Below are 23,997 nucleotides of genomic sequence, written 5' to 3'. Positions count from 1 at the left end.
TATGCGAAAGGTTACAGCAGTCGTTCTGGCACTCGGACTGATGTCGGGTATCGTCGTTGGCTGCGGCGTACCGACGGGCAAGTCAGTCAACCAAAAAATCCAGGCACACGTTCAGGAACTGGACAGCAAGAACTATCAAAGTGAAGCGACCATGACCGTCCAGATGGACAACAATGTTCAGACATACTATGTTCAGGTTTCCTATGAGTCACCTGAAACGTACAAAATTGCCTTGGGTAACCAGGACAAACAGATCCACCAGATTATCGTCCATAACCAGAACGGCATGTTCATCGTGAGCCCTTCACTGGGGAAAGTATTCCGCTTCAACGGAAACTGGGCCCAAAACCAAGGGCAGATTTATCTCTACGATCAGTTGCTCAAGCAACTCACGACGAACAAGGATGTAAAGATGAACCGCTCGAACGGTGGATATACATTCCAAGTCCCGGTTTCCCCGGCCAATGATACCATCAGTAAGCAAGAAGTGGTTCTGGGTTCCGATTTGAATCCGAAGACCGTGAAATTGCTTGATAAAGAAGGCAAAGCGGCGGTAACACTCACGTATACCAAGTTTACCCAGAATGTGACGTTTGGCCCGAATGATTTTAATCCACAGTCACTTGTGGCAAACAAGGACACGGCAAAAACAACAATGGCCAGCGACGAGCAAGCGTTTGGTTACGTCGAGCCGAAAACCTTGTATGGGACAAAGATGACAAGTCTAATGCAGCCGAGCGAAACGAGTGCCATTCTCCGATATGGTGGGGATCACCACTATGTTCTGCAGGAGTGGCGTCCCACTGCTGGAGATTCCGGAGAGCCAGGTGGTCAATTGGTTGATATGTTTGGCGTACCAGGCGTATATACGGATACAGACCACGTTAGCAGTTTGACATGGTTGAACAACGGCGTTGAGTTCTCGCTGACGAGCAACGACTTGAACCTCGATCAGCTTCAGGAAATAGCAATCTCCACACTCTCACAGGTTGGAAAGTAAGGCTCCCACCTCGATCGGATTCAAATGAGGCACCCCAACAGGCATGTCACGTCGCTGCCGTTGGGGTGCCCTTTCGTTTTATAGTTTTGGGGAAGGGTCGCAGGAGTCACTAGTTGAAACGATTCACTCGACGGATTCGCGATAATGGGCCGGATAACGGAACATACCGCTGAGTATCCGCAAGTGACGTGAACCTGTCGATAAGGGTCTGCAGATCCTCTCTACACGGCCAAGACAATCCCTAGGATGTAGACATGATCGTCTTTATCCCAGCCACCGACCGAACCCCAGATGATCCTCGTATTGACACTCCTACCGTTCGCGACTTCCCGTTTGCCTAGTTTTTCCTTGTTCTATGCAGGAGCGGTGTTGATTGTTAAACTTGCAGTTATGAGGTGAGCGGAATGTATCGTGGAACATTCGCTATCGTCGATTTATCGGCCTTTGCAGACAACTTACGATTACTAGCTAAGAAATTGCGTGAAGGGACAAAGATGTTGATTGCCGTCAAGGCAAACGCCTATGGGCATGATATCGGCCCGATCATGGAGGTCATTGCCCGATCCGGTGTAGCTCAAGTTGCCGTCGCGACGCTCGAAGAGGCGCTGACGATTCGGAAGTTGGGGTTTGATACGCCGGTGCTGATTTTAGGTGCACTTGGTCCGCATGAGTTGCGTATTGCATCTGAGAACGACATCGACGTCATTCATACGCAGACGTGGGGCCCGGTTCAAACTTTGGGTAGGTTTGAGCGGCCTCTAAAGGTGCATATCCCCTTGGATACGGGGATGAATCGAGTTGGGTTTAAGTCGTTTGAAGATGTTAGGGACATTGTTGATGCTGTCCTTCAACGGTCCGATCTGAAGTGGCAAGGTATTTATACGCATCTAGCATGTTCCGATGCAGAATCAGATGAGCATTCGCGGAATCAAATTCGGATCTTTTCTGAGCGAATTGAACAGTTAAAGCGAGCTGGATACGACGTTCCTATGGCACACGTGTCGAACAGCGGCGGTGTGCTTCGCAATGCGGAGTGGAACTTCGATATGGTTCGCATTGGCATTGCGGCGTATGGGTATTCTCCTGATGAGACAATTCTTCCTGAGCCGGGTTTACAACCCGTTATGCATGTTTATAGTTCAATCACGCGAGTGGCCTCTGTGACGAAAGGGGAAACAATTGGTTACGGTGCCACTTTCACCGCTTCGAAAAATATGCGCGTGGCTACAGTCGCAATTGGATATGCTGATGGATATCCTCGTATTCTTTCAAATCGGGGTAAAATCCTTCTTCGCGGTGTCCAGGTGCCGGTGGTTGGTCGGGTTTGCATGGATCAGTTGATGATCGATGTGAGTGATGTACCGGACGTAAGAGTGGGAGAGTTTGTAACGGTGTTTGGTAGGGCAGTTCCTTCTGATTGGACGCCGGAGGCGTGGGAGGGGACGGATCCTGAAGAACGCGATGGATGGATCAAAGAAACTTTTCAAAGGACGAGGCAAACGACGCAAGACGTGCTATCATTGACAGAGATCGCAGCACTTGCCGAGACCATTCCATATGAAGTGGTCTGCGGAATGAGTTCGCGCGTTCCAAAACTGCATGTGAATTGATCTTTTGACCTGTCTTTGGTGTAAAGCTATAATAACCGATGTGTGAAATGTGTCACCAGAGCAGTGGAGGTGCCGCGCGTGTCCGGGAAAAAGCGCATGATAGTCAACGTTCCGGAGCAGTTGCTAGAGCAAGTTGACGGCGTTGCGAGAACGGGTAGCACAAATCGCAGTCAAATTGTACGAGAGGCACTGCGTATGTATGTATCAACACATCTTAAGACGGAAATTCGTGAGCAAATGCAACAAGGATATTTAGAAATGGCTCGTTTAAATTTGCGCATTGCTTCCGAACTATTTCCATTGGAACAAGAAGCAGGAGGCACGGTGGATCGCTTAGTAAGCGGGGTGTAAGTGATTGAATGTCAAACGAGGGGACATCTTCTTCGCAGACTTGTCGCCCGTAGTCGGATCGGAGCAAGGCGGGTTTCGTCCTGTGCTCATTATCCAAAACGACATCGGGAACCGCTTCAGTCCCACCGTCATCGTCGCTGCTATCACTGCACAGATCCAAAAGGCTAAGCTACCGACTCACGTTGAAATACCTGCGCAACGCTATGGATTGGAACGTGACTCAGTCGTACTCTTGGAGCAGTTACGGACGCTTGACAAACAACGTTTGACAGATAAAATTACGCATTTGGACGAGACGATGATGAAAATGGTCAACGATGGTTTGATGATCAGTCTTGGCCTCGTCGACTTCTAATCCATGGCAACTTTCCGGACGGATGTATATCCGTCTTTTTTCATGCCGTTGGAAAGGAAAATACAGGTTTCGGGTGGCCTATCTCGAATTCACCCTGTGTCTTTCTCCCTTGTTGGGAGATAGTCGGACACGCTGTCATACTATTTCGACTTGCAGAACTCATATTTATTTGACAGGGGAGCACACAAGTTTATGACCGATGCACGCAAAACGTCACAAATTCGTGATTTAGGATTGGCCGATGCTGGTACGTTGAAAATCGATTGGGTTCGCGAGCACATGCCGCTTCTCCGGCAACTGGAGGATCGCTTTCGCAAAGAACAGCCGTTTGCGGGTAAACGCATTTCTATGTGTCTGCACTTGGAAGCGAAGACGGCGTATCTCGCGCTGGTCGTTCAGGCTGGGGGGGCCGACGTCGCTATTGCTGCAAGTAATCCGCTATCTACTCAAGACGATGTGGCGGCGGGTCTCGTGAAGCGGGGCGTGACGACGTTTGGCTGGTATGGGGCGACGCAAGAAGAGTACCAATCACATCTGCGGGCTGTGCTTGATCACGAGCCGTTCGCCGTGATCGACGACGGGGCCGATTTAGCGACGATTCTGCACCAGGAACGGCCGGAGCAGGCAACAAAAATCGTCGGCGGATGTGAAGAGACGACAACTGGGATCATCCGACTGCGTGCCATGGCTGACGAAGGGGTTCTGAAGTACCCGATGATCGCGGTCAACGATGCGGACTGTAAGCACCTGTTTGACAATCGCTACGGGACAGGCCAGTCGGTCTGGGACGGTGTCATGCGAACAACCAACCTGGTCATCGCCGGCAAGACGGTTGTCGTCGTCGGGTACGGCTGGTGCGGAAAAGGCGTTGCAATGCGCGCGAAGGGGCTCGGGGCGAAGGTGATTGTCTGCGAGATCGACCCGATTCGCGCCGTCGAGGCTGTCATGGACGGATTCTCGGTCATGCCGATTGTAGAAGCTGCGCCGCATGGCGACTATTTTATTACGGTCACTGGCGTGAAGCACGTTATTCACAAGGCTGCTATGGAACGAATGAAGGATGGGGCGATTCTCGGGAACGCGGGTCACTTCGATGTAGAGATCAGCAAGCCGGATCTGTCTTCTCTGGCTACCTCGATCCGCCGGGTACGCCCCAATATCGACGAATACCAGCTCGCGGACGGCCGTCGAATCTATCTCATCGCGGAGGGAAGACTCGTCAATCTGGCTGCTGGTGATGGTCACCCCGCCGAGGTGATGGATATGACGTTTGCGTTGCAGGCGCTTGGATTGCGAGAGATCGTAGAGAACCGGTACGCGCCCGGCTTGCATATGATCCCACGGGCAATTGATTTAGAGGTGGCACAGATGCGGCTACAGAGTTGGGATGTCGGAATCGATACATTGTCCGAGGAACAAGAAGCGTATTTACACAGCTGGCAGTAGATTTAGCCGGCAGTAACCTGGAGGGATGGTCATGACCAGGCCCATGATTGGCTTAACTGGCATGCGACAAACGCGCAAGACCAGTCTTCCTGGCTTGCCTTTGCGCGGCGTCGCGCTGTCCGACGATTACACGCAGGGAATCGAATACGCAGGCGGAATTCCAGTTGTCATCCCGTACATGGCCGATGAAACAACACTCGGGAATTTGGCGAAGCGATTGGATGGTCTTGTTTTGAGTGGTGGTGAAGATGTCGATCCCGGCATATTCGGCGAAGACCCCAAGTACGGGTTGGGTGACGTCGTCGGCGAACGGGATGCACTGGAAATTGCGTTGATTCAAATGATGCGTGCACAGGGCAGGCCTATTTTGGCAATTTGCCGCGGCATCCAAGTTCTGAACGTCGCCCTCGGTGGAACACTGTATCAGGACTTACCACGGCAATGGAAGGGGCAGATCCAGCATTCGCAGAAGGCTGCCCGCAATCACTTGAGTCATCGGGTGAAAATTGAGCCGGGAAGCCGTCTCGCCGCATGTTTCGGGGGCCAGACAGTGATTAAGGTGAACAGCTTTCACCATCAAGCGGTCAAGGATCTGGCGCCCTCCGTTCGCGCTGTTGCGTGGGACTCAGAGGGGCTTGTGGAGGCCATCGAATCGAAAGATGGTCCCTTCATGCTCGGGGTTCAATGGCATCCGGAGAACCTTTGGCGAGACGATGAACAGGTCCTGGGCCTGTTCCGTGCCGTTGTGGACGAGGCGCAGAAACAGGCGTAACAACGACTTGCACCAGGGATGATAGGCGGTACGTTCTTGACGGCCACCGCGATTTATCAAGCCATCGACATTCGGCCGGTGGCTTTTTGACGGTATGAAACCGGGATTCAACCGAGATCGCCCAATATCATCACTCCACGATCTGCGACGTACAAGTGCCCATCCGTACAAAGGCCTCCATGCGTAACCTAAACCATCTCTGGAAGAGGGGGAACGCAAACATGTACGGGACATTTGGTGGCTATACTCGTTGGGCAGTTGTCTTCTTGATCATCTTCGTTCTGTTCTTCCTGCTCGTACCAGCGTACGGCTACGGCGCTACTGCTGGATGCTAATCCAATTCAGTGCTTGGGCACCCGCGACGGGTGCCTTTTGTCCGCTCATGACGTGGACAAGGATTATGGCAGTGCGAGGGCGAATGAAAAGCTCCATACAGTTTTGAATATTTTGCTCTGTTATGAAACAAATCCACTTTTGTTTGAAGGGTGTCAGAGTGATGGAACAGTTTTTTGCCGCAGTCAAAGCGAATGATGTACAGCAGGTATCCGCAGTCCTGGATGCTTCTTGAGCACGGAGCAGATGTGAATCTCGCGAAGGACGACGGTGAGACGCCTCTGGCAATGGCTCTGTCGATAGACTTCGCGACCGGAACAGTGTTGTTAGAGGCTCGTGGGGCAACCATCGTGAAGTAGTGACCGTTTTCTCGTTTGCTACGTATATCGGTAATACGTAAACCTGGGTTGGCCAAACTTGGCTTAGGCGTGATCGGAACAACCCAAATTTCAACATTTCCATTTATTTCCCTGTCGACCAAAATGTTTTTATGTCGTATTTTCAATGTAACACTTGATTTGATAGGGTGTGTATTGGTGAACCTGTTACCCGACAGCGAGATGTACAAATTGATTGAGCAGATGATCCAGGATGTAATTTGGTTTAGAAGTCCAGAGGGAACGTTTGACTACATATCGCCTTCCGCGCAGCATTTGCTTGGATACGAGCCACAAGAGCTTGTTGGGACAACAATAGCTGATTATTTTCATCCAAACGACACAAACCACCTTCAACAACTCCTGGATAAGGTACAGGATGGGCAAGACGTCGGGATATTCACTTGCCGGTTTCGCCACAAAGAGGGTCGCTATTTGTGGCTCGAAAACACATTTACAGCCATACATAACAAGAACGGCGAATTGGTTCGCATTTTAGGTGTAGGACGGGATGTAACTAGACGAAAGCAAGCGGAAAACAGGTTGTTGCAGGCTGAACGGATCGCCCACGTCGGGAGTTGGGAACGTGACGTGCAGAGCAAAACACTGTACTGGTCGGATGAACTGTACCGTATATTCGGCCTGGACCCAAAACCGTCGATTCCCGTGGAAGTAATGTATTCGCGTATTCACCCAGCTGACCTGCCACGTGTAAAGCAGGCTATAAACGATGCTGACAACGGATCCCCGTACGACATCCAATATCGCATTATTCGTCCAAGCGGTGAGATCAGACATGTCCACGCGCAGGGTCAAGTGGAACTCAAGGATGGTGTCGTTTCGGCGGTCAGCGGTTCCCTCCAAGATATCACCGAATACAAGCTCGCAACGGAGAGTCTTCAAAAGAGCAAGGAAAACTTAAAATTGGCGCAGAAGATTGCTCGTTTGGGACACTGGGACTGGGATATCATCAACGATGATCTGTTTTGGTCGGACGAGGTTTATCGGATATTTGGCATGTCGGCCGCAGACAGGCCGGATACTTCGTTAAAGGGATTCCTTGATTCTGTGCATCCGGATGATCGAGACTTTGTCCGGCAATCCATTGAAGACGCGTTGACGGGCGAATCGTATGACATCGAATATCGTGCGCTATTGCCGAACGGGCGAAGTTCCATTGTTCACGTAATCGGTGAAACGGCGTTCGGTCACGCCGGCACACCTGTTCGACTGTTTGGTACCGTTCAGGATGTTACGGTGCAACGGCAGACAGAAGATATGCTGCGAACATCGGAGAAGCTGTCCATGGCGGGGCAACTGGCGGCAGGAATTGCCCACGAGATACGCAATCCGCTTACGGTGCTAAAAGGATTTGTTCAAATTTTGAGTCATTCAGAGACCGGTGACAAAGGACGCTATTTTGAGCTAATGGAAAGCGAGTTATGTCGCATCGAAACGATTACGAGCGAACTTCTATTTCTAGCGAAACCGCACGGTGTTTCGTTCGAGCAGCGAGACATTCGCGTCATTCTGCAAGAAGTCGTCGTGCTTCTCGGGACTGAAGCGATTATGAGAAACGTCCTCATCGAGTGTGATTATGACGACGTGGTCACGATGGTAACGTGTGAAGCAAGTCAACTCAAGCAAGTGTTCGTCAATATTGTGAAAAATGCAATTGAGGCAATGCCAAATGGTGGAACGTTATCTATCAAAGTAACACGTGTGCATGACTCGGTTCACATTCAGTTCACTGATGAGGGAGTGGGCATTCCCGCAGAGAGCGTCCCCAGAATTGGTGCACCATTTTATACAACGAAACCAGGCGGGACCGGGCTCGGCCTGATGGTCAGTCAAAAGATCATCTTATCTCATGGTGGGACACTTAACATATCCAGTCAAGTGGGTGTGGGAACCACAGCTGAGATTTCATTGCCGGCAGTGTTTCCTACTTCGCCATAGGAATAGGGAGGCACTTTTCGCAGACGAGAAAAAGTCGGGTGGTCAGAAAGCCGATCATTTGGTAACATCTATACCTTGGCAACAAGGTGTCTTTAGGAAAGGAAGTTAGACTGTGAAAGCAACTGGAATTGTTCGTAAAGTGGATGAGCTTGGGAGAATCGTCATGCCTATCGAATTACGACGAACACTTGGCATCGAAACGAGAGATCCGGTCGAGATCTTTGTGGATGCCGACAAGGTCGTTCTGAGAAAATACGAACCATCATGCACATTCTGCAATGAGGCGAATGCATCTGATTTCAAGGGTAGAATGGTATGCGATAACTGTCGCCTGGAGTTGTTGGAGTTGGTAACGAGTCCGGTCGTTTAAAAGCGGAGATCAGAGAGCCTGCCGAAAGGGGGCTCTTTTTTGTTGCGGCCACCCGTCCCCCTGATTACGTGTCCCGTGCATTTCCTCTCATGCGCCCAGCGCAAGAGAGGAGGTAACACACATGGCACAAACCACACCAGTCAGCCGCGTGCTGCAAATTCAACTGCAGACCGGTACGTTGGCAAATGGTCAGCCAAAGGTGACGAGTCACAACTATGCGAATGTGGCAATGGATTCGGTGGATGATGACTTGCTGGCGGTCGGGCAGGCAATTGCGGCACTTTATGCAGATCCGCTTGTCCAAATCACGAGGCAAGACCAGGTTGCCATCAGCGCCAACTCGTCTACCAGTACAACCTAATTCAGGCGGATCGAACGGAGCCGCGAATGTGATTTGGAGGTGAAGGTGAGTGACAACAAAAGTAGCGCTTCATCTATCGTTCATGACGGATCAGAACAAGAAAGTGAATCTCAGTATTCCCAGTCCAAAGCAGCCGATCGATCCGGCCGCTGTCGACAATGCGTTACAGACTATCGTTAATAAGAATGTATTCGTGTTTCCACAGGGGCGTATCGTCAGTGCGTTGCCGGCACAGCAGATTCAAACGGACACGACGACTATCTCGTAAGTCGTGACCAATGCTTGCGTCAGGCCGCCACTCTGCTCAAGCAGCGGCAGCTTTCCACCAGGGACACTCCGGGTGCAACAACACCCGGGGTCAGCCCCTTTTTGCGATCTCGTCGCTTATCTTCGCACCAAGTGATTCGGCGTCGGGGGCGCTGATACAGATGTTGTCGATCAGGACAAATGGGTTGCGGCAACAGAGATCGCATTCCTCCAAGCACGAGAAACGTCGTATGGATGTGTCGGGTGCCGCCGCGGAAACGGTGTCTGTTATGACGGATCGTGTTCCGAACCTCTCGTTGTGCACACACCACTCTATCCGCATGACTATTACTTTTCACTCCTGTGATCGATCTTCCTTTGCATTCGCTTCACCATCCAGACTAACGCAAGAAGGACGAATATGACAATTGTGAACCACATGAGGGAAGTTTGGACGTGTGCGAGTAGCTCCTGCACGTTTTCGCCGAACCAGAAGCCGAGTCCAATCCAAGCGCCGCACCACGCAACGGACCCGATGATGGTGTAGAACGTAAACGTACTGTACGTCATTTCGCTGAGTGCTGCTGCGAAGGTGCTGAGTGATCGGATACCGGGGAGAAAGCGTCCGGGAATCAGAATGAGTGCACCGTATTTCTCCATCAGAGACGACGTATGGTCCATGCGGGAAGCTTGGAGGACGCGTAGGCGGTAGAGCGGATCGAGCAGCATTTTACCAAAGCGCCTTGTCAGTCCAAAGACGATGGACACGCCTGTGAAATAGCCTAATGAGCTGATGCATAAAACCGCAATCACGTTCATGTCGCCTTCCGATATCGCATATCCGTAAAAGGCCAGAAAACCGTCGCCTGGAAAGGGCAGACCAAGGCCTTCGAGGACTAAGGCCACATATACCCCTGGATACCCGAGTGAGACGATGGCTGACGTGATATGCTGAATCCATATTAAAAGCTGGTCCATGTTCGCACCCCGCTTGTCGTCTAGTTCATATCTATGGACAAGATGGTGTGAACATGCCTGCGGTCAAAACACTGTCTGAAGGCCAGCGGCGACTGGTAGGAAAATAAGTTGAATTTTAGCCTTCTCCTGGAAGCTGGTATGATATAGGAGAGTGTAAGCAACGGATCAAAGTCTGACTGACCAGGGGGTGATGATATGGATGAGTTTCAGTTAATCAAATCGCTCACGGGACGGCTTCCAACGCCACATCAAGATGTTCAGGTCGGTGTCGGAGATGATGCGGCGGTTGTCCGTGCCACTTCACCGCTCGTGATGACGACGGACACGATGGTTGAGGGGGTTCATTTTCTTCCCACGACCATCACCGACTACAACTTGGGTTACAAGTCCCTCGCTGTCTCCGTTAGCGATATTGCTGCCATGGGTGGAAAGCCGCGATTCGCCCTTGTGTCTTTGGCCATCCCGCCAGGCTGGGACGAAAATAGACTGGGACAGTTGTATGACGGTTTTCGCGAGATCACAGAACGGTTTGGGTGTGACGTCATCGGGGGCGATGTCGTTTCGACGAGCGGGCCATTCGTGGTCACCACCACGGTGATCGGCGAGGCGGAGCGGCCCATCTTACGATCCGGCGCCCAACCCGGAGACGTCCTGTTTGTGACGGGCATGCTTGGCGGATCGAGTGCGGGACTGGAAGTCTTGCAGGGGATCACGAGTGTGTCGCACATCGGACAGGCTCTCTTGGCTCAGCGACACCAGCATCCGGAACCGCGAGTGGCTGTTGGGCATCTGTGCGCAGAGATTGGCGTTCATGCGCTCAATGATATCAGTGACGGACTGGCCAGTGAGCTGAACGAAATATCGGCTGCCAGTCACGTGCGGTGTGTTGTCCATGCGGAACAGATTCCAGTAATGCCCGAAGTGAAGGAACTCGCTCGCAGCAAACGGGTGAACCCACTTGGCTATGCACTGTACGGCGGTGAGGACTACGAGTTGCTCGGGGCAGCCCCGCCGAGGGTGTTTGCGCGGTTGCTGACGGCCGCGTCGATGATTAACGTGCCCATTCGGCAAATCGGTCGTTGCGAAGCAGGGGATGGTGTCGTCATGCGAGATGAGACGGGTCGGCTAGCCGTAATTGAAGCCAAGGGATACAATCACTTCAAGCGGGACACGGATGTAGATACGGATAGATTGTGAGGCGTTCCCGTGGACCGCGGTCTTTACGGCAAGCCTTCGGTAAGGAGATTAGAATGAACGGACAATGGCAGTTACACACCACGTCGCCGGAACAAACGCGCGAGTTGGGGAGATGTCTCGGTGAGCTGCTGCAAGCAGGGGACATGATTCTCCTCCAAGGCGATCTCGGTGTGGGCAAAACGCATTTTGCGCAAGGGATCGGGGTGGGTCTCGACATTGGGGAGCCCCTGACGAGCCCCACGTTTACATTGGTGGCGGAGTATGACGGGCGCCTGCCCTTAACACATATGGATCTGTACCGGTTGTATGCGGACGAAAGTGACGAAAATGAGGTCCTCAGTGAACGAACGTTGACGCAGATCGCGTTTGACGATTACCTCGACGGGGAGCGGGTCGTTCTCATCGAGTGGCCAACTGGAGTCCGCAGCTACCTGGACGACTACTTGTTCGTCGCGTTCTCGTATGGCGATACAGAGGACGCGCCGAATGACCGAAATATCGTCGTCACTGCAGAGGGCAACGGGGCTACGGAACGGCTGCGAGAGTGGGTGAGTGCATGGCCATTATCGTGATGGATACGGCTACCGATGCCATGGGCGTCGGTGTGGGGTCGGCGGATGGCGTACTGGCAAGCGGCGTCGTTCAGCGCGTTTTGCGGGGGCATTCACGCCTGCTACAGCCATCTGCGCAATTCGTGATGCGATCCGCCGGACTGCGCATGCAGGACCTGACGATGATTGGTGTGGGAATCGGGCCGGGATCGTACACGGGGGTGCGCATGGCCGTCGCAACGGGAAAGGCGATGGCGCATGCGCTAGCCGTTCCGCTCACCACGGTTCCCACATTAGACGCTGTCGCGGTGGCGGCTGCAATGGGCCATGGGCAACAAATTTCATCCGGTGAAGATGGCGCGACGGACGTCTTAGTCATGCTGTTCGCACGGCGGCATAGGGCGTACGGGGCGTGGTTTCGGTTCCAAGGGGGGCAACTGGTTGCACGCCAGGACGCCGCGGTTCACGAGATTCGCGAGTGGATTCACGGCAACACGCTGGAAGCAAAGTCGAGTCCTCTTGTCGTTCACGATTTACCTGCTGGGGAAATGAGTCCGTTTCAGGAACTTGGAGACGATCTGTGCCGTGTCGTGCACTGGAGAGATGTCTCCGCGTTGTTGCCCGCCGCGCTCCTCAGGTTGACTGCCAGTGGCCGTTATCCGACATTTCAAGGGGATGACGTCCACACCGTGGAACCGGATTACGCATTGCCTGTGGAAGCTGAAGCAAAATTGCAAGCACGTCGAGCGGGGGGCGAACGACCATGAACAACTTCGATGAGGGGAAATTGGTCATTCGTCGCATGCTCCTCCAGGACTTGGACCAAGTTTTGCAAGTTGAACACCGATCCTTCACCGCACCGTGGTCACGCCAGGCGTTCCTGGGAGAACTCGTGGAAAATCGGTTGGCTCGCTATGTCGTGGCAGAGTACGACGGGAGAATCGCTGGATATGGCGGATTGTGGCTCATTATGGACGAAGGTCACGTGACAAACATCGCCGTCGATCCCGATTTCCGCGGACTGAAACTCGGCGACCGACTCCTTCGGACATTGATGTCCATGTGCGCAGCGAGTGGTGGCCGAAAAATGACCCTGGAAGTTCGCGTGTCCAATACGGTAGCCCAAAATCTGTATCACAAATACGGATTTGAGCGGGTGGGGCTGCGCAAGGGATACTACACGGACAACAAAGAAGATGCCATCATTATGTGGGCGGACTTGCCGCCTATTGAAACCCCGTCCGTTGGAGGAGAAATAGTTTGATCATCTTGGGAATTGAGACGAGTTGCGATGAGACGTCAGCCGCACTCGTTCGCGACGGACGGAATTTGCTCGCGGAAGTCACCGCAACGCAAATGGAAGTCCACGCTGCCTTTGGCGGTGTTGTTCCAGAAGTCGCATCGAGGCGTCATGTGACGGATATCACGCGCGTTGTGGACAAGGTATTTGTAGACGCCGGGTTGACGCTTGGCGATGTGGACGCCATTGCCGTGACCTGCGGTCCTGGTCTTCTCGGGTCATTGCTCGTGGGTGTGTCTGCGGCAAAAGGCTACGCGTTGGCGAGTGGAAAACCACTTCTCGGGATCCATCACATCGCAGGTCACGTGGCAGCGGCGACGATTGAGTCGGACGTCCGCCCACCATTTCTGTGTCTAGTTGTATCTGGGGGCCACACAGAACTACTCGTTGTCGACGAGGCGTTCCGTTTCACGAAACTGGGTGGAACGCGGGACGACGCGGCCGGTGAGGCGTTTGACAAAGTGGGCCGACTCATTGGGCTGGCCTATCCAGGCGGCCCCAAAGTAGATAGGCTGGCGGATGAAGGAAATCCGCACGCGTATGAGTTTCCCCGAGCACTGCTCGATGATGGTGCATACGACTTCAGTTTTAGCGGTCTGAAGTCGGCTGTCAACAATGAGTTGACGAAGCGCAGAAATCGTCGGGAAGAAATTCAAGTCGCGGATGTGTGTGCGAGTTTTCGTGCGGCGGTCATTGACGTGCTGATGGACAAGACTGCGCGGGCCGTGGAGGAGACGGGTCTCCGCCAAGTCGTCGTGGCAGGTGGAGTTGCCGCCAATCGGGGTCTTCGATCCGCCATGCAGACGTACCAACAATCCACTGGTGTGCGCGTCGTCTTTCCGCCCCTCAAGTGGTGTACGGATAATGCGGCGATGATCGCTTCTGCTGCGTTTTACAAGGCAGTGCAGGGGTTCCAGAGCGATCTGTCACTCAATGCATACGCTCAGTTGTCCTTGGACACCTGGCAGACATGGTGAATCGTGAATTTGTTTAATAGAGCGTGTCCGATTATGCCTAGGTAGGGGTACAGTCGGACACGCTCTATTTCATTTCGGCCACCCACAACCTTGTGCACAACTTGTGTGAACAGGGGTGTGGATGCTGTGGAAATCTGTCGAAAATCCGCGATATATGGGGGATCTATGCTGTGGATAAGTCTGTGCATAGTGTGGATATCTTGTGTAAAACCATCAAGCGATGACGGGGTCAGCCGTTTTCTTGCTCCAATTCCGATTGCAGTTGCTCCAGTTCGATGGATGCTTGCTCCCACGATTCCAGAGCTTTTTCGTGCTCATCTTGAAGCTCTTGGAGTTTCGCCTCGAGTGCATAAATTCGTTCTAAGTCCTGCTGCTGTGCGGCCTCGCTTAGCAGCGTTGCCGTCGCCTCCAAGGCGTGCTCACAGTCAGCAGCAGCATTTTCCCACTTTGTTACGGCTTCTTGAGCTTTTCTCACATCGGAGGATCGGATGCGGCGACGAGGAGACGCAGCAGTCCCTGCGTTTGTCGCGGTGTCCTTAGCTCCTCGCTCAGCTTTCAAAACAGAACTGGATTGCCCTGACGACTCAGCAGCTTCAATAGCAGCCATTCGTTCGTTTTCTGCGACTTTTTCTCGGTAGTCCGTGTAGTTCCCGATATACAATGTGAGTCCGTCTGCAGACAACACGCCCACATGCGTGGCGATGGCGTCGATAAAGTACCTGTCATGCGAGATGAAGAGCAGCGTTCCATCGTAGTCGAGAAGTGAGTCCTCAAGCGCTTCCTTGCTCGGGATATCCAAGTGGTTTGTCGGTTCGTCCATGAACAGCGTGTTGGCCCGTTGTAACATCAGGCGGCAGAGATTGAGTCGACTGCGTTCACCGCCGCTGAGCCCTGAGACTGGTTTTTCCACATCGTCCCCGCGAAATAAAAATTGCGCCAGTGCACTTCGAAGTGTGGTGCGATCCATCGCCGGATGCTCATCCCAGACGTGGCCGAGAACGGTTTTGGATTCGTCGAGATCGGACTGCTCTTGGTCGTAGTAACCAATCTGCACGTGCTGGCCGACGACAAAATGTCCAGACACAGGTGGCAGTTGTCGCAGCAAGGTTTTTAAGAGCGTGCTTTTACCCATGCCGTTGGGGCCCAAAATGGCCATTCTCATGCCGCGTTCCAGTCGGAAGTTGATGTTTTTCGACAAGACTGTCTGTCCATAGCCGATGCTTAAGTCCTGGACTTGTAGGACGTCTCGCCCTGATGGCCGGTCGGCGGACAGTGCCAAGTGGACACGCGCTGCTTCACCAGTTGGCTTTTCAATGCGTTCCATCCGCTCTAACATCTTTCGTCGACTCTGAGCTCGCTTCGTCGTTGAGGCCCGCGCAAGGTTTTTGGCGACGAACATCTCCAGATTCGCGATTTCCTCCTGTTGGTGCATGAACTGTTTCGCTTGTAGAATTTTCGCCGCTTCTTTTTGCTCCATGTAACTGTCGTAATTCCCTGTGTAACTGGTCGTGACCCCGTTTTCCAATTCCACCGTTTGGTTCGTCACTTCGTCCAGGAAATACCTATCATGCGACACAACGAGGATACTGCCTTGATAACCTTTGAGGAACTGTTCGAGCCAGGTCAGGGTTTCCGTGTCCAAGTAGTTTGTAGGCTCGTCCAGAACAAGCAGCGTTGGCTGAGTGGCCAGCAAACGAGCAAGGGACAGCCTCGTTTTTTGGCCACCACTCAAGGACGAGACGCTGCGCTGGTGCATCTCTGAAGGAAATTGCAGTCCCGCGAGGACACGGCGGATATCCGCCTGCCATGCGTATCCACCTGCATCGTTGAATTTCCGCGTCAAATCGTCGTATTGCCGGCTCACCTGTTCAAAGCGATCCGCATCTTCGTACACCGCCGGATCGGCCATCTGGATTTCCAGGCGTCGCAACTCACGTTCCATGTTTTCAAGATGCTCGCGTGCCTTGGCGACAAATGCGTACACCGTCACGTCGTCTGGCGTATCGACAAATTGCGACACGTACCCAATGGTTGTCCCTTCACGGGTAGTAACTTGGCCGGCATCTGGTTCTTCTTCTCCCGTAATGATGCGAACGAGAGTTGATTTACCGGCACCATTGCCCCCGACCAGTCCGACCCGGTCACCAACGCGGACAATCAGGGAAGCATCATGAAGTACATCGACCGTGTCGTAACTCTTTTTTAGGTGACTCACTTGCAAAACAATCATATGAATTCCCCTTCGTTTCATACACTCTAGCAAACCGGGAATCGAGACAGGCTAACCAAGGTTGTCCAAGAAGGGAAAATATCGCGCCTTGCCCTGCTTGCAGCTTACCTTTACTTCTTCTCGGACACGCAATTGTAGGTTGTCCCGCCGTACTGCTTTTTGGGACACGCAATGAAGGAGGACAGCACGTATGGCGACCCCCGACTTTCCCCTGCCAAAGAGTCTCTCATGGCAGTACCATTTCATTCTATGGATTCAATCATTCCACGTTACGTGGGTGGATAACGTGGCGACAGTGCTATCTTATCTAGGGACCGACTCATTCTACATGTTTGTGCTACCCGTTGTCTTTCTTGCAGTCAGTCGCAAGAATGGTTTGCGTCTAGCCTACGTATTTCTCACCAGTATGTTCTTCAACGCATGGTTGAAATCTGCTTTACATATCGCACGCCCAATCGGTGTACCAGGTATTCGATCCGGTTATATCAGTTCCGCTACCGGCTTGTCGATGCCAAGTGGGCACGCGCAAGGAACGATGACCCTCTTTGTAGCACTCAGTCGCTGGTTCTCCCGCAAATGGATCATGTGGGTCGGCGTCGTGCTCGTCTTCGGCATCGGGTTTTCCCGTGTCCATTTAGGACTACACTGGCCCATGGACATTCTTGTTGGTTGGGGACTTGGGCTATTTCTCGGAAGTGCAGGGTGGATCATTGGTCGCTGGTGGAGCTATCGCGGTATTCCCTTTCAGTTGGCACTGTTTTTTTCCATTATTTTTCCTGCGGTGCTCCTCTATTTCAATCACGATCCCCTCGGCTCCGAGTACGCAACGTTCATGTTTGCCATTGGCACCGGTTCCACGCTTGAACGGAAATATGTCCACTGTGATCTTGATGGCCGGTGGTGGAAACGAATTTGTGCGGCAGTGATCGGCCTTGGTGGTATGGTTGCGATACAATGGATATTACAGAACCATCTGTTAGATTTGCCCTGGCGCCTTGTTCGTGACCTGCTCATCGGCTGGTGGACGACGATTTTAGCGCCATGGCTCTTTTTGAAAATCGATCTGTACAAGTCAGAGGAGACAAGCAGCTTTGTCAGTTGATGACGAAAAGGCATATTTGCGGCGCAGACTGAAACAAGCTAGGATAAGTTTAACAGAAACTGAGAGACACGTGTCAGAGCTTCGGATTTGCCAATCAGTCGAGTGCATGGGTCTCTCTTCTTTGTCTGGCAGTGATTCACCCGCTGATATCGTCATTTGCATGTATGCAGCGACCCAGGGTGAAGTTGACATTTCTCGTGTTTTTCCACTTTTTCGGGCGAATGGTTTACGTATCGCTTTTCCACTCGTCACCCGTGAAGGTCACATGGATATGGTCGAGGTTCACTCCCTGGATGATCTTTCGCCCGGAAGATATGGGATTCTTGAGCCTTCTCGCGACGCACCGAGAATTTGGCCCCAGGATGTGACGATGATCTTTGTACCTGGTGTTGCCTTTACGGCTTCCGGATTCCGCCTGGGCTATGGCGGAGGGTATTATGACAGGTATCTCAAGAGGGTTCGTCCAACTGCTACCACCGTTGGCGTCGGATTCCGCTTCCAAGTGCAGGGTGAATTACCAGTGGGTGCATACGATGTGCCTTTGCGCTATGTCATCACAGAGCAGGGTGTGCTGGATTGCAAGACAGAGATATAGCGATTGTTGTGGCCGGTGGACAAAGTCGTAGAATGAAGCCACTCGGAGACAAACTATTACTCCCACGCGGACCTGGTGATGTGCCTATTCTGCTGCATGTTGTGCAAAGAGCGCTGCAGGTGGCCGATGATGTCTATGTTGCCTATGCGAACGAAATGTTGCGTAGGACATTGCACGATCTCGGCCTGACAAACGCCCGCTGGATTCGCGACAGACTGCCAACAGCCGGACCACTTCAAGCCATCGCCGGTGTTCTACGCGAAATTGGCCAAACGTCTTTTTCAACTTTTTTCTTGATCGCAGGGGACTTGCCAGGCATCACGCACGATGTGCTCAGGCGACTCAAGAAGGAACTGTTGCAGTTGGACAAGGATGTTGACGGAGTCGTCGTGGTCCGGGCAGGGCGCATCCAACCGTTGCTCGCATGCTATCGGCCAAGTGCAATTCGCGCGATTGACGAAGCCTACTTGGCCGGCGAAACGCGTTTAATGGCTGCAATTCAGAGGATGAACATTCAACCGATGGAGTGGGCCCCAGATGAGGCGTTGTCGTGGGTCGTCCGACCGGTCCACACGCCGGACGACTACCAAGAGTGGTTAGTATGGAGGGATGGATTTGAAACATCGTGAAGTTCCCGTACAAGAAGCCGTTGGGTTACAGCTTGCCCATGACATGACACGAATCGTTCCCGGAGAGTTTAAAGGCCGCCAATTTCGTCGCGGCCACGTCATTCGCGAAGAGGATGTCCCCATGCTCTTGGACATGGGCAAACGTCATATTTATATCCTTGAACTTGAAGAGGGCGAACTTCACGAAGATGATGCTGCCGTGCAGATGGCTCGTGCCCTAGCTGGGGCCGGTGTTACACAGACCGACGTCGAGGAAGGTAAAGTTGTCCTCAAGGCACGTCACGACGGGCTACTTTGGGTAGATGCACGCCGCGTTGTAGCCATGAACAGCATCGAGCACATTTCTATCTCGACTCGTAGGCCATATATTCACGTCAAAGCGGGCACCTCTGTTGCCAGCGTCCGACCCATTCCTCTGGTCATTCGTCAGGACAAGGTGCGGGCTGTTGAAGTTATTGCTGAGGAGACATTCAGCGGTCGCCACATCATTGATGTGTTTCCGTATCGATCGCATCAGGTACACGTCGTCACGACGGGAAGCGAAGTATTGAGTGGTCGCGTTGACGACAGGTTCGGTCCCGTGTTGCGTGAAAAGTTCCGTGAGTACGGAATCGAGATCGTGAATCAGGTGATGGTCGGCGATGAGCAGGAGGAGATCACGGCGGCTATCGTGCGCGCGTGCGACGAAGGGGCGACGCTGATTTGTGTAACTGGTGGCATGTCTGTCGATCCCGACGATAGATCCCCACTCGCCATTCGCAACGCAGCCACCGAGGTGGTGTCGCACGGTACACCGATGATCCCCGGTTCCATGACGATGCTGGCTTATCGGGATAAGACGGCTATCTTCGGGCTGCCTGGTGCTGTCATCCACGACCAGCGGACTGCGTTCGACATCTTGTTGCCGCGCGTTCTTGCAGGCGTGTACGTGCGTAAAAAGGACATTGCCATTCTTGGCGTCGGCGGCTGGCTGAATGCATAAGCCGAACAGGTTCGCCGTTGTCGGCTATCAAGATGCGGGAAAGACACAGGTCACGGAGCGGATCGTCAGAGAGGCCTCACAGGACGGTCTGGCCGTCGCTGTCATCAAGCACGATGGCCACGCGGATACAGAGTCATCTCCAGACTGGGAAAAGCCGTCGTCTGATACGGTTCGTGCGGCAGGGGCCGGAGCGCAGTGGACGATGGTCGCCAGTCGCACTGGCTGGTTGTTGCACGCGTGGAAGGATGCCGGATCGGGTGTGGAGGATTGGACGGATTTGCTTGTGTCTGCCGCCGCTGCGCGACAAGCTCATGTCGATCTCGTCATCATCGAAGGCGCCAAACACAGCCCCCTTCCGAAGTTGGCCGTCGTTCGCACGCAAGCTGAGTTAGACCAGTTGCTGCAAGCCGGAGTGACGAACATTTTTGCAGTCTGTTGGACGACCGAAACCCGAGTGGATAACCTGCCGATCCCACAGCTATCCTTCCACGGCGTGTCGAATCTTTGGGAAGTGTGTAGCGGTTTGATAGCGGGCTTGAATGGCCATGCAAACTCCGTTTAAGGATAATGATTAAAAGTTTGTAAAACGTGTTGCACTCTTTAGATAGACGCTTTATTATAGTTCTTGGTGTTAGCACTCACCGACTTCGAGTGCTAACAAAAAGGAGAATTGAACACTTAGGGAGGTTGTTCACATGCTGAAGCCGCTCGCTGATCGCGTTGTGGTACGTCCAGTAGAACGTGAAGAAAAAACTGCTAGTGGCATTTTCCTTCCGGACAATGCGAAAGAAAAGCCGCAAGAAGGAGAAATCCTCGCTGTAGGTCCGGGCCGCGTTGAAGACGGCAAACGTATTGAGCTCGACGTTAAAGTCGGCGACCGCGTTATCTACTCCAAGTACGCAGGCACGGAAATCAAAGTTAACGACGAAGAAGTTCTCGTTTTGCGTGAGAGCGACATCTTGGCAATCGTCGAGAAATAAGTCGACTACATAAAGTCAGGGAGGTTGGACTAAACATGGCAAAGGAAATCCGCTTTGGTGAAGAAGCACGTCGCGCTATGCTGCGTGGTGTTGACGCACTGGCTGATGCGGTCAAAGTTACCTTGGGACCAAAAGGCCGCAACGTCGTGTTGGAAAAGAAGTTCGGTTCTCCGCTCATCACAAATGACGGTGTGACCATCGCAAAGGAAATCGAGCTCGAAGACGCTTACGAAAACATGGGCGCGCAACTCGTTAAAGAAGTTGCTACCAAGACCAACGACGTCGCTGGCGACGGTACCACGACGGCTACGGTTCTCGCCCAAGCGATGATCCGTGAAGGTCTGAAAAACGTTGCAGCTGGTGCAAACCCGATGGTTCTCCGTCGCGGTATCGACAAGGCCGTCGCTGCAGTCGTAACTGAAATCGCAAGCATTTCGAAACAGGTCGAAGGTCGCGAGAACATCGCACAAGTCGCTGCAATTTCTGCTGGCGAAGAAGAGATCGGTACTTTGATCGCTGAGGCAATGGAAAAGGTCGGCAACGACGGTGTCATCACGGTTGAAGAATCGAAAGGCTTCACCACGGAGCTTGAAGTGGTTGAAGGTATGCAATTTGATAGGGGCTACATCTCCCCGTACATGGTTACGGACACGGATAAGATGGAAGCTATCCTCGACGAACCATACATTCTCATCACGGACAAGAAGATTGGCAACATCCAAGAGATCCTGCCGGTTCTCGAACGCGTTGTTCAATCTGGCCGTCCACTCCTCTTGATTGCAGAAGACGTAGAAGGCGAAGCTTTGGCAACTCTCGTTGTCAACAAGATTCGTGGTACGTTCAATGCAGTTGCAGTGAAGGCACCTGGCTTCGGCGACCGCCGCAAGGCTATGCTGCAAGACATCGCTGCTCTCACCGGCGGCCAAGTCATCAGCGAAGAACTCGGTCTTGAACTGAAGAACACAGCTATCGACCAACTTGGTCGCGCTCGCCAAGTTCGTGTCAGCAAGGAAAACACCATCGTCGTTGACGGCGCTGGCGATAAGGCTGAAATTGGCGCACGCATTAGCCAAATTAAGAACCAAATCGAAGAAACCACCTCTGACTTCGACCGCGAAAAGCTGCAAGAACGCTTGGCAAAACTGTCCGGCGGCGTAGCAGTCATCAAGGTCGGTGCAGCAACTGAAACCGCGTTGAAAGAACGCAAGCTTCGCATCGAAGACGCGCTCAACTCGACTCGGGCTGCAGTTGAAGAGGGTATCGTTCCTGGCGGCGGCACAGCTCTTGTCAACGTCATCAAGTCCCTCGACAGCGTGAAGGCAGAAGGCGACGAGCTTACGGGCGTGAACTTGGTTCGCAAGGCCCTTGAGTCTCCAGTTCGTCAAATCGCTGAAAACGCAGGTATCGAAGGCTCCATCATCGTTGAACGCTTGAAGAACGAAAAGGTTGGTTTCGGCTTCAACGCTGCAACGGGTGAATGGGTTGAAATGTTTAAGGCTGGTATCGTTGACCCAGCTAAGGTTACACGGTCTGCTGTTCAAAACGCAGCCAGCGTTGCAGCTTCCTTCCTGACGACGGAAGCAGCAGTTGCTGACAAACCGGAAAAGGAAAAGGCTGCTGGCATGCCTGACATGGGCGGCATGGGCGGCATGGGTGGCATGATGTAATCTAGGCTTCGGCCTTCAAAAAAGGGTCACCGATTCGGGCAAGTTGCCCGGGCGGTGGCCCTTTTTTTGTAGATATGGGTTAGGATGACTCGACAAACCGCGGATAGGCGAAATAGCCTACTTTTCTGCCTGTTTTCTCGATCGCCTCTCGTTGAGACGGTACACAGCTTTTTCGATAGAGAGTTTTTCAGCCGCCTCGCGCAGTCGAACTCTGTATGTTTTCGTGTGGCGAAAAGTTAGCCCGTAGGATTTCAACCGCAAAATTCTGCGGAGATGCGTCCGTGCGATACGGTAAGCCTTTCGGTGTTCCTCAAATGGGCCGTCGCTGTGGAGAACGGATAAAGCTCGGTCAATGATTTGAAAGTACCATGAGGCCAGCTTGGAAAATTCAACTTGGCAGGCTGTGCAAAAGTTCTCCGTTGATGGAACACGACATCTGCGGCACTTGGTGGCGCTACGGATGTGGTGACGGACGTCGGCCATTGTGACGGGATCGAACTCGGTTGATTCAAAGGGGTTGTGCATGTTGGCGAGAAAGCTTCCCATGGCGAGTCAGTCCTTTCTGCGAGGATCGCAAATTATCAACATTGATTATTTTATCAGGCGACGACGATAGGGAAATGCTTAATTCTTAACAAATGTGCCGATGTCAGGGGCTGGGTCGGGATGGTCGGGAGGTCGGAGACGGGCGACCCGGAGACCGGGAGACCGGGATTAACGGACCTTTGTTCCGTTGTTCCCTGTGCGCCGGGTGACCTGTCGAGTCCAAGGAACTGTGTTCCGTTGTGCCACCTAATCGCCCACTATTCGTGTACTAGATCCGCCGATAACGGAGCGGAAGTTTCTTGTTGATGCGAAATTTTCGGCGGACAGCCCAAGAAGGGAATCTTGTTCCCCTAATTATAATGCACGCAGCCCCAGCGGACCGTGCACCGGCGGGCCGTAGTGCGTCTTCGCTGTCAGACCGGGCGCCGGACTTTGCTTCCGGCACGCAAGCACGGGTATCGCGTTTGGGATGGAAACTGCGTAGGATGAACCATCCAGATTCAGCGGGGGTATGGAGATGGCTCAAAAGCGGATCATCATAGACTTGTCGGATCGGAAATTACATCTTCTGTCGGGGAATGTCGTGCTGAAGTCGTATCCGATTGGGATCGGGCGCGTTCTGTCGCAGACGCCTGCTGGGGAGTATACGATTGTCAATCGCCAGGCGAATCCAGGGGGGCCGTACGGTGCATATTGGCTTGGACTCTCACGACCGCACTACGGCATTCATGGCACGAACCGCCCTGAGAGCATTGGGAGACGGGTCTCCAAAGGATGCGTTCGGATGCACAACAGGGATGTGTTAGATTTAGAGAAGCAAGTCGACATTGGCACTCGGGTGACCATTCGGAACTGATTTGCCGCGCATGGTCGTTTGAGAGACGGTCGACAGGAATTTGGAATTTGGCGTCGAAGGTTTGTTCCATCACCCTTTCAGTACAATATTTGATAGTATTACATACATCAACATTTTTGAAACGAGCTGTCTTTACACCACGAAGGTGGACAACACCACCGAATTCATCCTCAGTGTATGTATTTGCATCGTGAGTTGTCGTTATTCACGCTCGATTTTTGTCACTT

Annotated in this window: 28 protein-coding genes; 24 read left to right on the top strand and 4 right to left on the bottom strand. The window is 52.8% G+C overall.

Translation table 11 applies throughout. From position 1 onward, the window contains the following. Window position 1: 1 nt before the first annotated feature. The 11 genes from NZD86_RS21295 to NZD86_RS21245 all read left to right on the top strand — a co-directional run bounded on the left by NZD86_RS21295 (window position 2) and on the right by NZD86_RS21245 (window position 9,202). Complete coding sequence (locus NZD86_RS21295) at window positions 2-1,000, top strand: LolA family protein (RefSeq protein ID WP_268046994.1); 999 nt, start codon at window positions 2-4, stop codon at window positions 998-1,000. 404 nt (window positions 1,001-1,404) lie between these two features. Continuing rightward, window positions 1,405-2,610, top strand: a complete 1,206-nt coding sequence (gene alr / locus NZD86_RS21290) for an alanine racemase (protein WP_268044050.1) — start codon at window positions 1,405-1,407, stop codon at window positions 2,608-2,610. Between the two features lie 78 nt (window positions 2,611-2,688). Further along, on the top strand, window positions 2,689-2,961 hold the full coding sequence (locus tag NZD86_RS21285) for a CopG family ribbon-helix-helix protein (RefSeq protein ID WP_268044048.1): 273 nt from the start codon (window positions 2,689-2,691) through the stop codon (window positions 2,959-2,961). 4 nt (window positions 2,962-2,965) lie between these two features. Further along, window positions 2,966-3,316: a type II toxin-antitoxin system PemK/MazF family toxin gene (locus NZD86_RS21280; protein WP_268044047.1), complete on the top strand. Its 351-nt coding sequence runs from the start codon at window positions 2,966-2,968 to the stop codon at window positions 3,314-3,316. A 192-nt stretch (window positions 3,317-3,508) separates the two neighbouring features. After that, the gene (locus NZD86_RS21275; protein ID WP_268044046.1) at window positions 3,509-4,762 is read left to right on the top strand and encodes an adenosylhomocysteinase; all 1,254 of its coding nucleotides are present in this window, start codon (window positions 3,509-3,511) and stop codon (window positions 4,760-4,762) included. Window positions 4,763-4,793: 31 nt separating this feature from the next. Further along, complete coding sequence (locus tag NZD86_RS21270; RefSeq protein ID WP_268044045.1) at window positions 4,794-5,534, top strand: gamma-glutamyl-gamma-aminobutyrate hydrolase family protein; 741 nt, start codon at window positions 4,794-4,796, stop codon at window positions 5,532-5,534. A gap of 527 nt (window positions 5,535-6,061) precedes the next feature. Further along, window positions 6,062-6,226 (top strand): hypothetical protein, encoded by a 165-nt coding sequence (locus tag NZD86_RS21265; RefSeq protein WP_268044044.1) that lies wholly within the window; start codon window positions 6,062-6,064, stop codon window positions 6,224-6,226. 201 nt (window positions 6,227-6,427) lie between these two features. Next, window positions 6,428-8,203, top strand: a complete 1,776-nt coding sequence (locus NZD86_RS21260; protein WP_268044043.1) for a PAS domain-containing protein — start codon at window positions 6,428-6,430, stop codon at window positions 8,201-8,203. A gap of 112 nt (window positions 8,204-8,315) precedes the next feature. Next, entirely contained in the window at window positions 8,316-8,573 is a 258-nt protein-coding gene (locus tag NZD86_RS21255) for an AbrB/MazE/SpoVT family DNA-binding domain-containing protein (RefSeq protein ID WP_268044042.1), read from the top strand. Between the two features lie 121 nt (window positions 8,574-8,694). Further along, a complete protein-coding gene (locus NZD86_RS21250) occupies window positions 8,695-8,934 on the top strand; it encodes a DUF1659 domain-containing protein (protein WP_268044041.1) in 240 nt (79 codons plus the stop codon). A gap of 49 nt (window positions 8,935-8,983) precedes the next feature. After that, on the top strand, window positions 8,984-9,202 hold the full coding sequence (locus NZD86_RS21245) for a DUF2922 domain-containing protein (RefSeq protein WP_268044040.1): 219 nt from the start codon (window positions 8,984-8,986) through the stop codon (window positions 9,200-9,202). 90 nt (window positions 9,203-9,292) lie between these two features. Here NZD86_RS21245 and NZD86_RS24845 read toward each other — a convergent pair whose 3' ends face one another. Next, entirely contained in the window at window positions 9,293-9,523 is a 231-nt protein-coding gene (locus NZD86_RS24845; RefSeq protein ID WP_407655190.1) for a DUF1450 domain-containing protein, read from the bottom strand. Window positions 9,524-9,528: 5 nt separating this feature from the next. Beyond that, the gene (locus NZD86_RS21240; RefSeq protein ID WP_268044039.1) at window positions 9,529-10,158 is read right to left on the bottom strand and encodes a DedA family protein; all 630 of its coding nucleotides are present in this window, start codon (window positions 10,156-10,158) and stop codon (window positions 9,529-9,531) included. A 195-nt stretch (window positions 10,159-10,353) separates the two neighbouring features. Between NZD86_RS21240 and thiL the strand changes: the two genes are divergently transcribed. Genes thiL through tsaD form a run of 5 tightly spaced genes read left to right on the top strand, consistent with a single transcriptional unit; the run spans window position 10,354 to window position 14,183 of the window. After that, window positions 10,354-11,355, top strand: coding sequence for a thiamine-phosphate kinase (thiL, locus tag NZD86_RS21235; protein ID WP_268044038.1), 1,002 nt, complete (start codon window positions 10,354-10,356; stop codon window positions 11,353-11,355). 53 nt (window positions 11,356-11,408) lie between these two features. Next, window positions 11,409-11,927: a tRNA (adenosine(37)-N6)-threonylcarbamoyltransferase complex ATPase subunit type 1 TsaE gene (tsaE, locus tag NZD86_RS21230; RefSeq protein ID WP_268044036.1), complete on the top strand. Its 519-nt coding sequence runs from the start codon at window positions 11,409-11,411 to the stop codon at window positions 11,925-11,927. Continuing rightward, window positions 11,927-12,673, top strand: coding sequence for a tRNA (adenosine(37)-N6)-threonylcarbamoyltransferase complex dimerization subunit type 1 TsaB (gene tsaB, locus NZD86_RS21225; RefSeq protein ID WP_268044035.1), 747 nt, complete (start codon window positions 11,927-11,929; stop codon window positions 12,671-12,673). Before tsaE ends, tsaB begins: the two co-directional genes overlap by 1 nt. Beyond that, a complete protein-coding gene (rimI, locus tag NZD86_RS21220) occupies window positions 12,670-13,170 on the top strand; it encodes a ribosomal protein S18-alanine N-acetyltransferase (protein WP_268044034.1) in 501 nt (166 codons plus the stop codon). Before tsaB ends, rimI begins: the two co-directional genes overlap by 4 nt. Then, complete coding sequence (gene tsaD / locus NZD86_RS21215; protein ID WP_268044033.1) at window positions 13,167-14,183, top strand: tRNA (adenosine(37)-N6)-threonylcarbamoyltransferase complex transferase subunit TsaD; 1,017 nt, start codon at window positions 13,167-13,169, stop codon at window positions 14,181-14,183. The genes rimI and tsaD overlap by 4 nt, the downstream gene beginning before the upstream one ends. A gap of 229 nt (window positions 14,184-14,412) precedes the next feature. On the opposite strand, the gene abc-f is transcribed toward tsaD, so the two are convergent. Further along, window positions 14,413-16,413, bottom strand: a complete 2,001-nt coding sequence (abc-f, locus tag NZD86_RS21210; protein WP_268044031.1) for a ribosomal protection-like ABC-F family protein — start codon at window positions 16,411-16,413, stop codon at window positions 14,413-14,415. A gap of 190 nt (window positions 16,414-16,603) precedes the next feature. On the opposite strand from abc-f, the gene NZD86_RS21205 reads away from it, so the two are divergent. From NZD86_RS21205 to groL, 7 genes are all read left to right on the top strand, one after another. Continuing rightward, window positions 16,604-17,515 (top strand): phosphatase PAP2 family protein, encoded by a 912-nt coding sequence (locus NZD86_RS21205; protein WP_268044030.1) that lies wholly within the window; start codon window positions 16,604-16,606, stop codon window positions 17,513-17,515. Beyond that, window positions 17,505-18,110, top strand: coding sequence for a 5-formyltetrahydrofolate cyclo-ligase (locus NZD86_RS21200; RefSeq protein WP_268044029.1), 606 nt, complete (start codon window positions 17,505-17,507; stop codon window positions 18,108-18,110). Before NZD86_RS21205 ends, NZD86_RS21200 begins: the two co-directional genes overlap by 11 nt. After that, complete coding sequence (locus NZD86_RS21195; protein WP_268044028.1) at window positions 18,092-18,739, top strand: molybdenum cofactor guanylyltransferase; 648 nt, start codon at window positions 18,092-18,094, stop codon at window positions 18,737-18,739. Before NZD86_RS21200 ends, NZD86_RS21195 begins: the two co-directional genes overlap by 19 nt. Next, window positions 18,720-19,721, top strand: coding sequence for a molybdopterin-binding protein (locus tag NZD86_RS21190; RefSeq protein ID WP_268044027.1), 1,002 nt, complete (start codon window positions 18,720-18,722; stop codon window positions 19,719-19,721). The genes NZD86_RS21195 and NZD86_RS21190 overlap by 20 nt, the downstream gene beginning before the upstream one ends. Next, window positions 19,714-20,283: a molybdopterin-guanine dinucleotide biosynthesis protein B gene (gene mobB, locus NZD86_RS21185; protein ID WP_268044026.1), complete on the top strand. Its 570-nt coding sequence runs from the start codon at window positions 19,714-19,716 to the stop codon at window positions 20,281-20,283. The genes NZD86_RS21190 and mobB overlap by 8 nt, the downstream gene beginning before the upstream one ends. A gap of 133 nt (window positions 20,284-20,416) precedes the next feature. Then, on the top strand, window positions 20,417-20,701 hold the full coding sequence (gene groES / locus NZD86_RS21180; protein WP_268044025.1) for a co-chaperone GroES: 285 nt from the start codon (window positions 20,417-20,419) through the stop codon (window positions 20,699-20,701). A 35-nt stretch (window positions 20,702-20,736) separates the two neighbouring features. Further along, the gene (gene groL / locus NZD86_RS21175; protein WP_268044024.1) at window positions 20,737-22,368 is read left to right on the top strand and encodes a chaperonin GroEL; all 1,632 of its coding nucleotides are present in this window, start codon (window positions 20,737-20,739) and stop codon (window positions 22,366-22,368) included. Between the two features lie 117 nt (window positions 22,369-22,485). On the opposite strand, the gene NZD86_RS21170 is transcribed toward groL, so the two are convergent. Beyond that, entirely contained in the window at window positions 22,486-22,893 is a 408-nt protein-coding gene (locus tag NZD86_RS21170; protein ID WP_268044023.1) for a hypothetical protein, read from the bottom strand. Between the two features lie 538 nt (window positions 22,894-23,431). On the opposite strand from NZD86_RS21170, the gene NZD86_RS21165 reads away from it, so the two are divergent. After that, window positions 23,432-23,770 carry a L,D-transpeptidase gene (locus NZD86_RS21165; RefSeq protein ID WP_268044022.1) on the top strand — a complete coding sequence of 113 codons (339 nt, stop codon included), beginning with the start codon at window positions 23,432-23,434 and terminating at the stop codon, window positions 23,768-23,770. The last annotated feature ends 227 nt before the right edge of the window (window positions 23,771-23,997 follow it).

It is taken from the genome of Alicyclobacillus dauci (genome assembly GCF_026651605.1).
Lineage (GTDB): Bacteria > Bacillota > Bacilli > Alicyclobacillales > Alicyclobacillaceae > Alicyclobacillus > Alicyclobacillus dauci.
The sequence above is the reverse complement of the archived record's forward strand: the minus strand, read 5'-3'. Positions and strand labels throughout refer to the sequence as shown.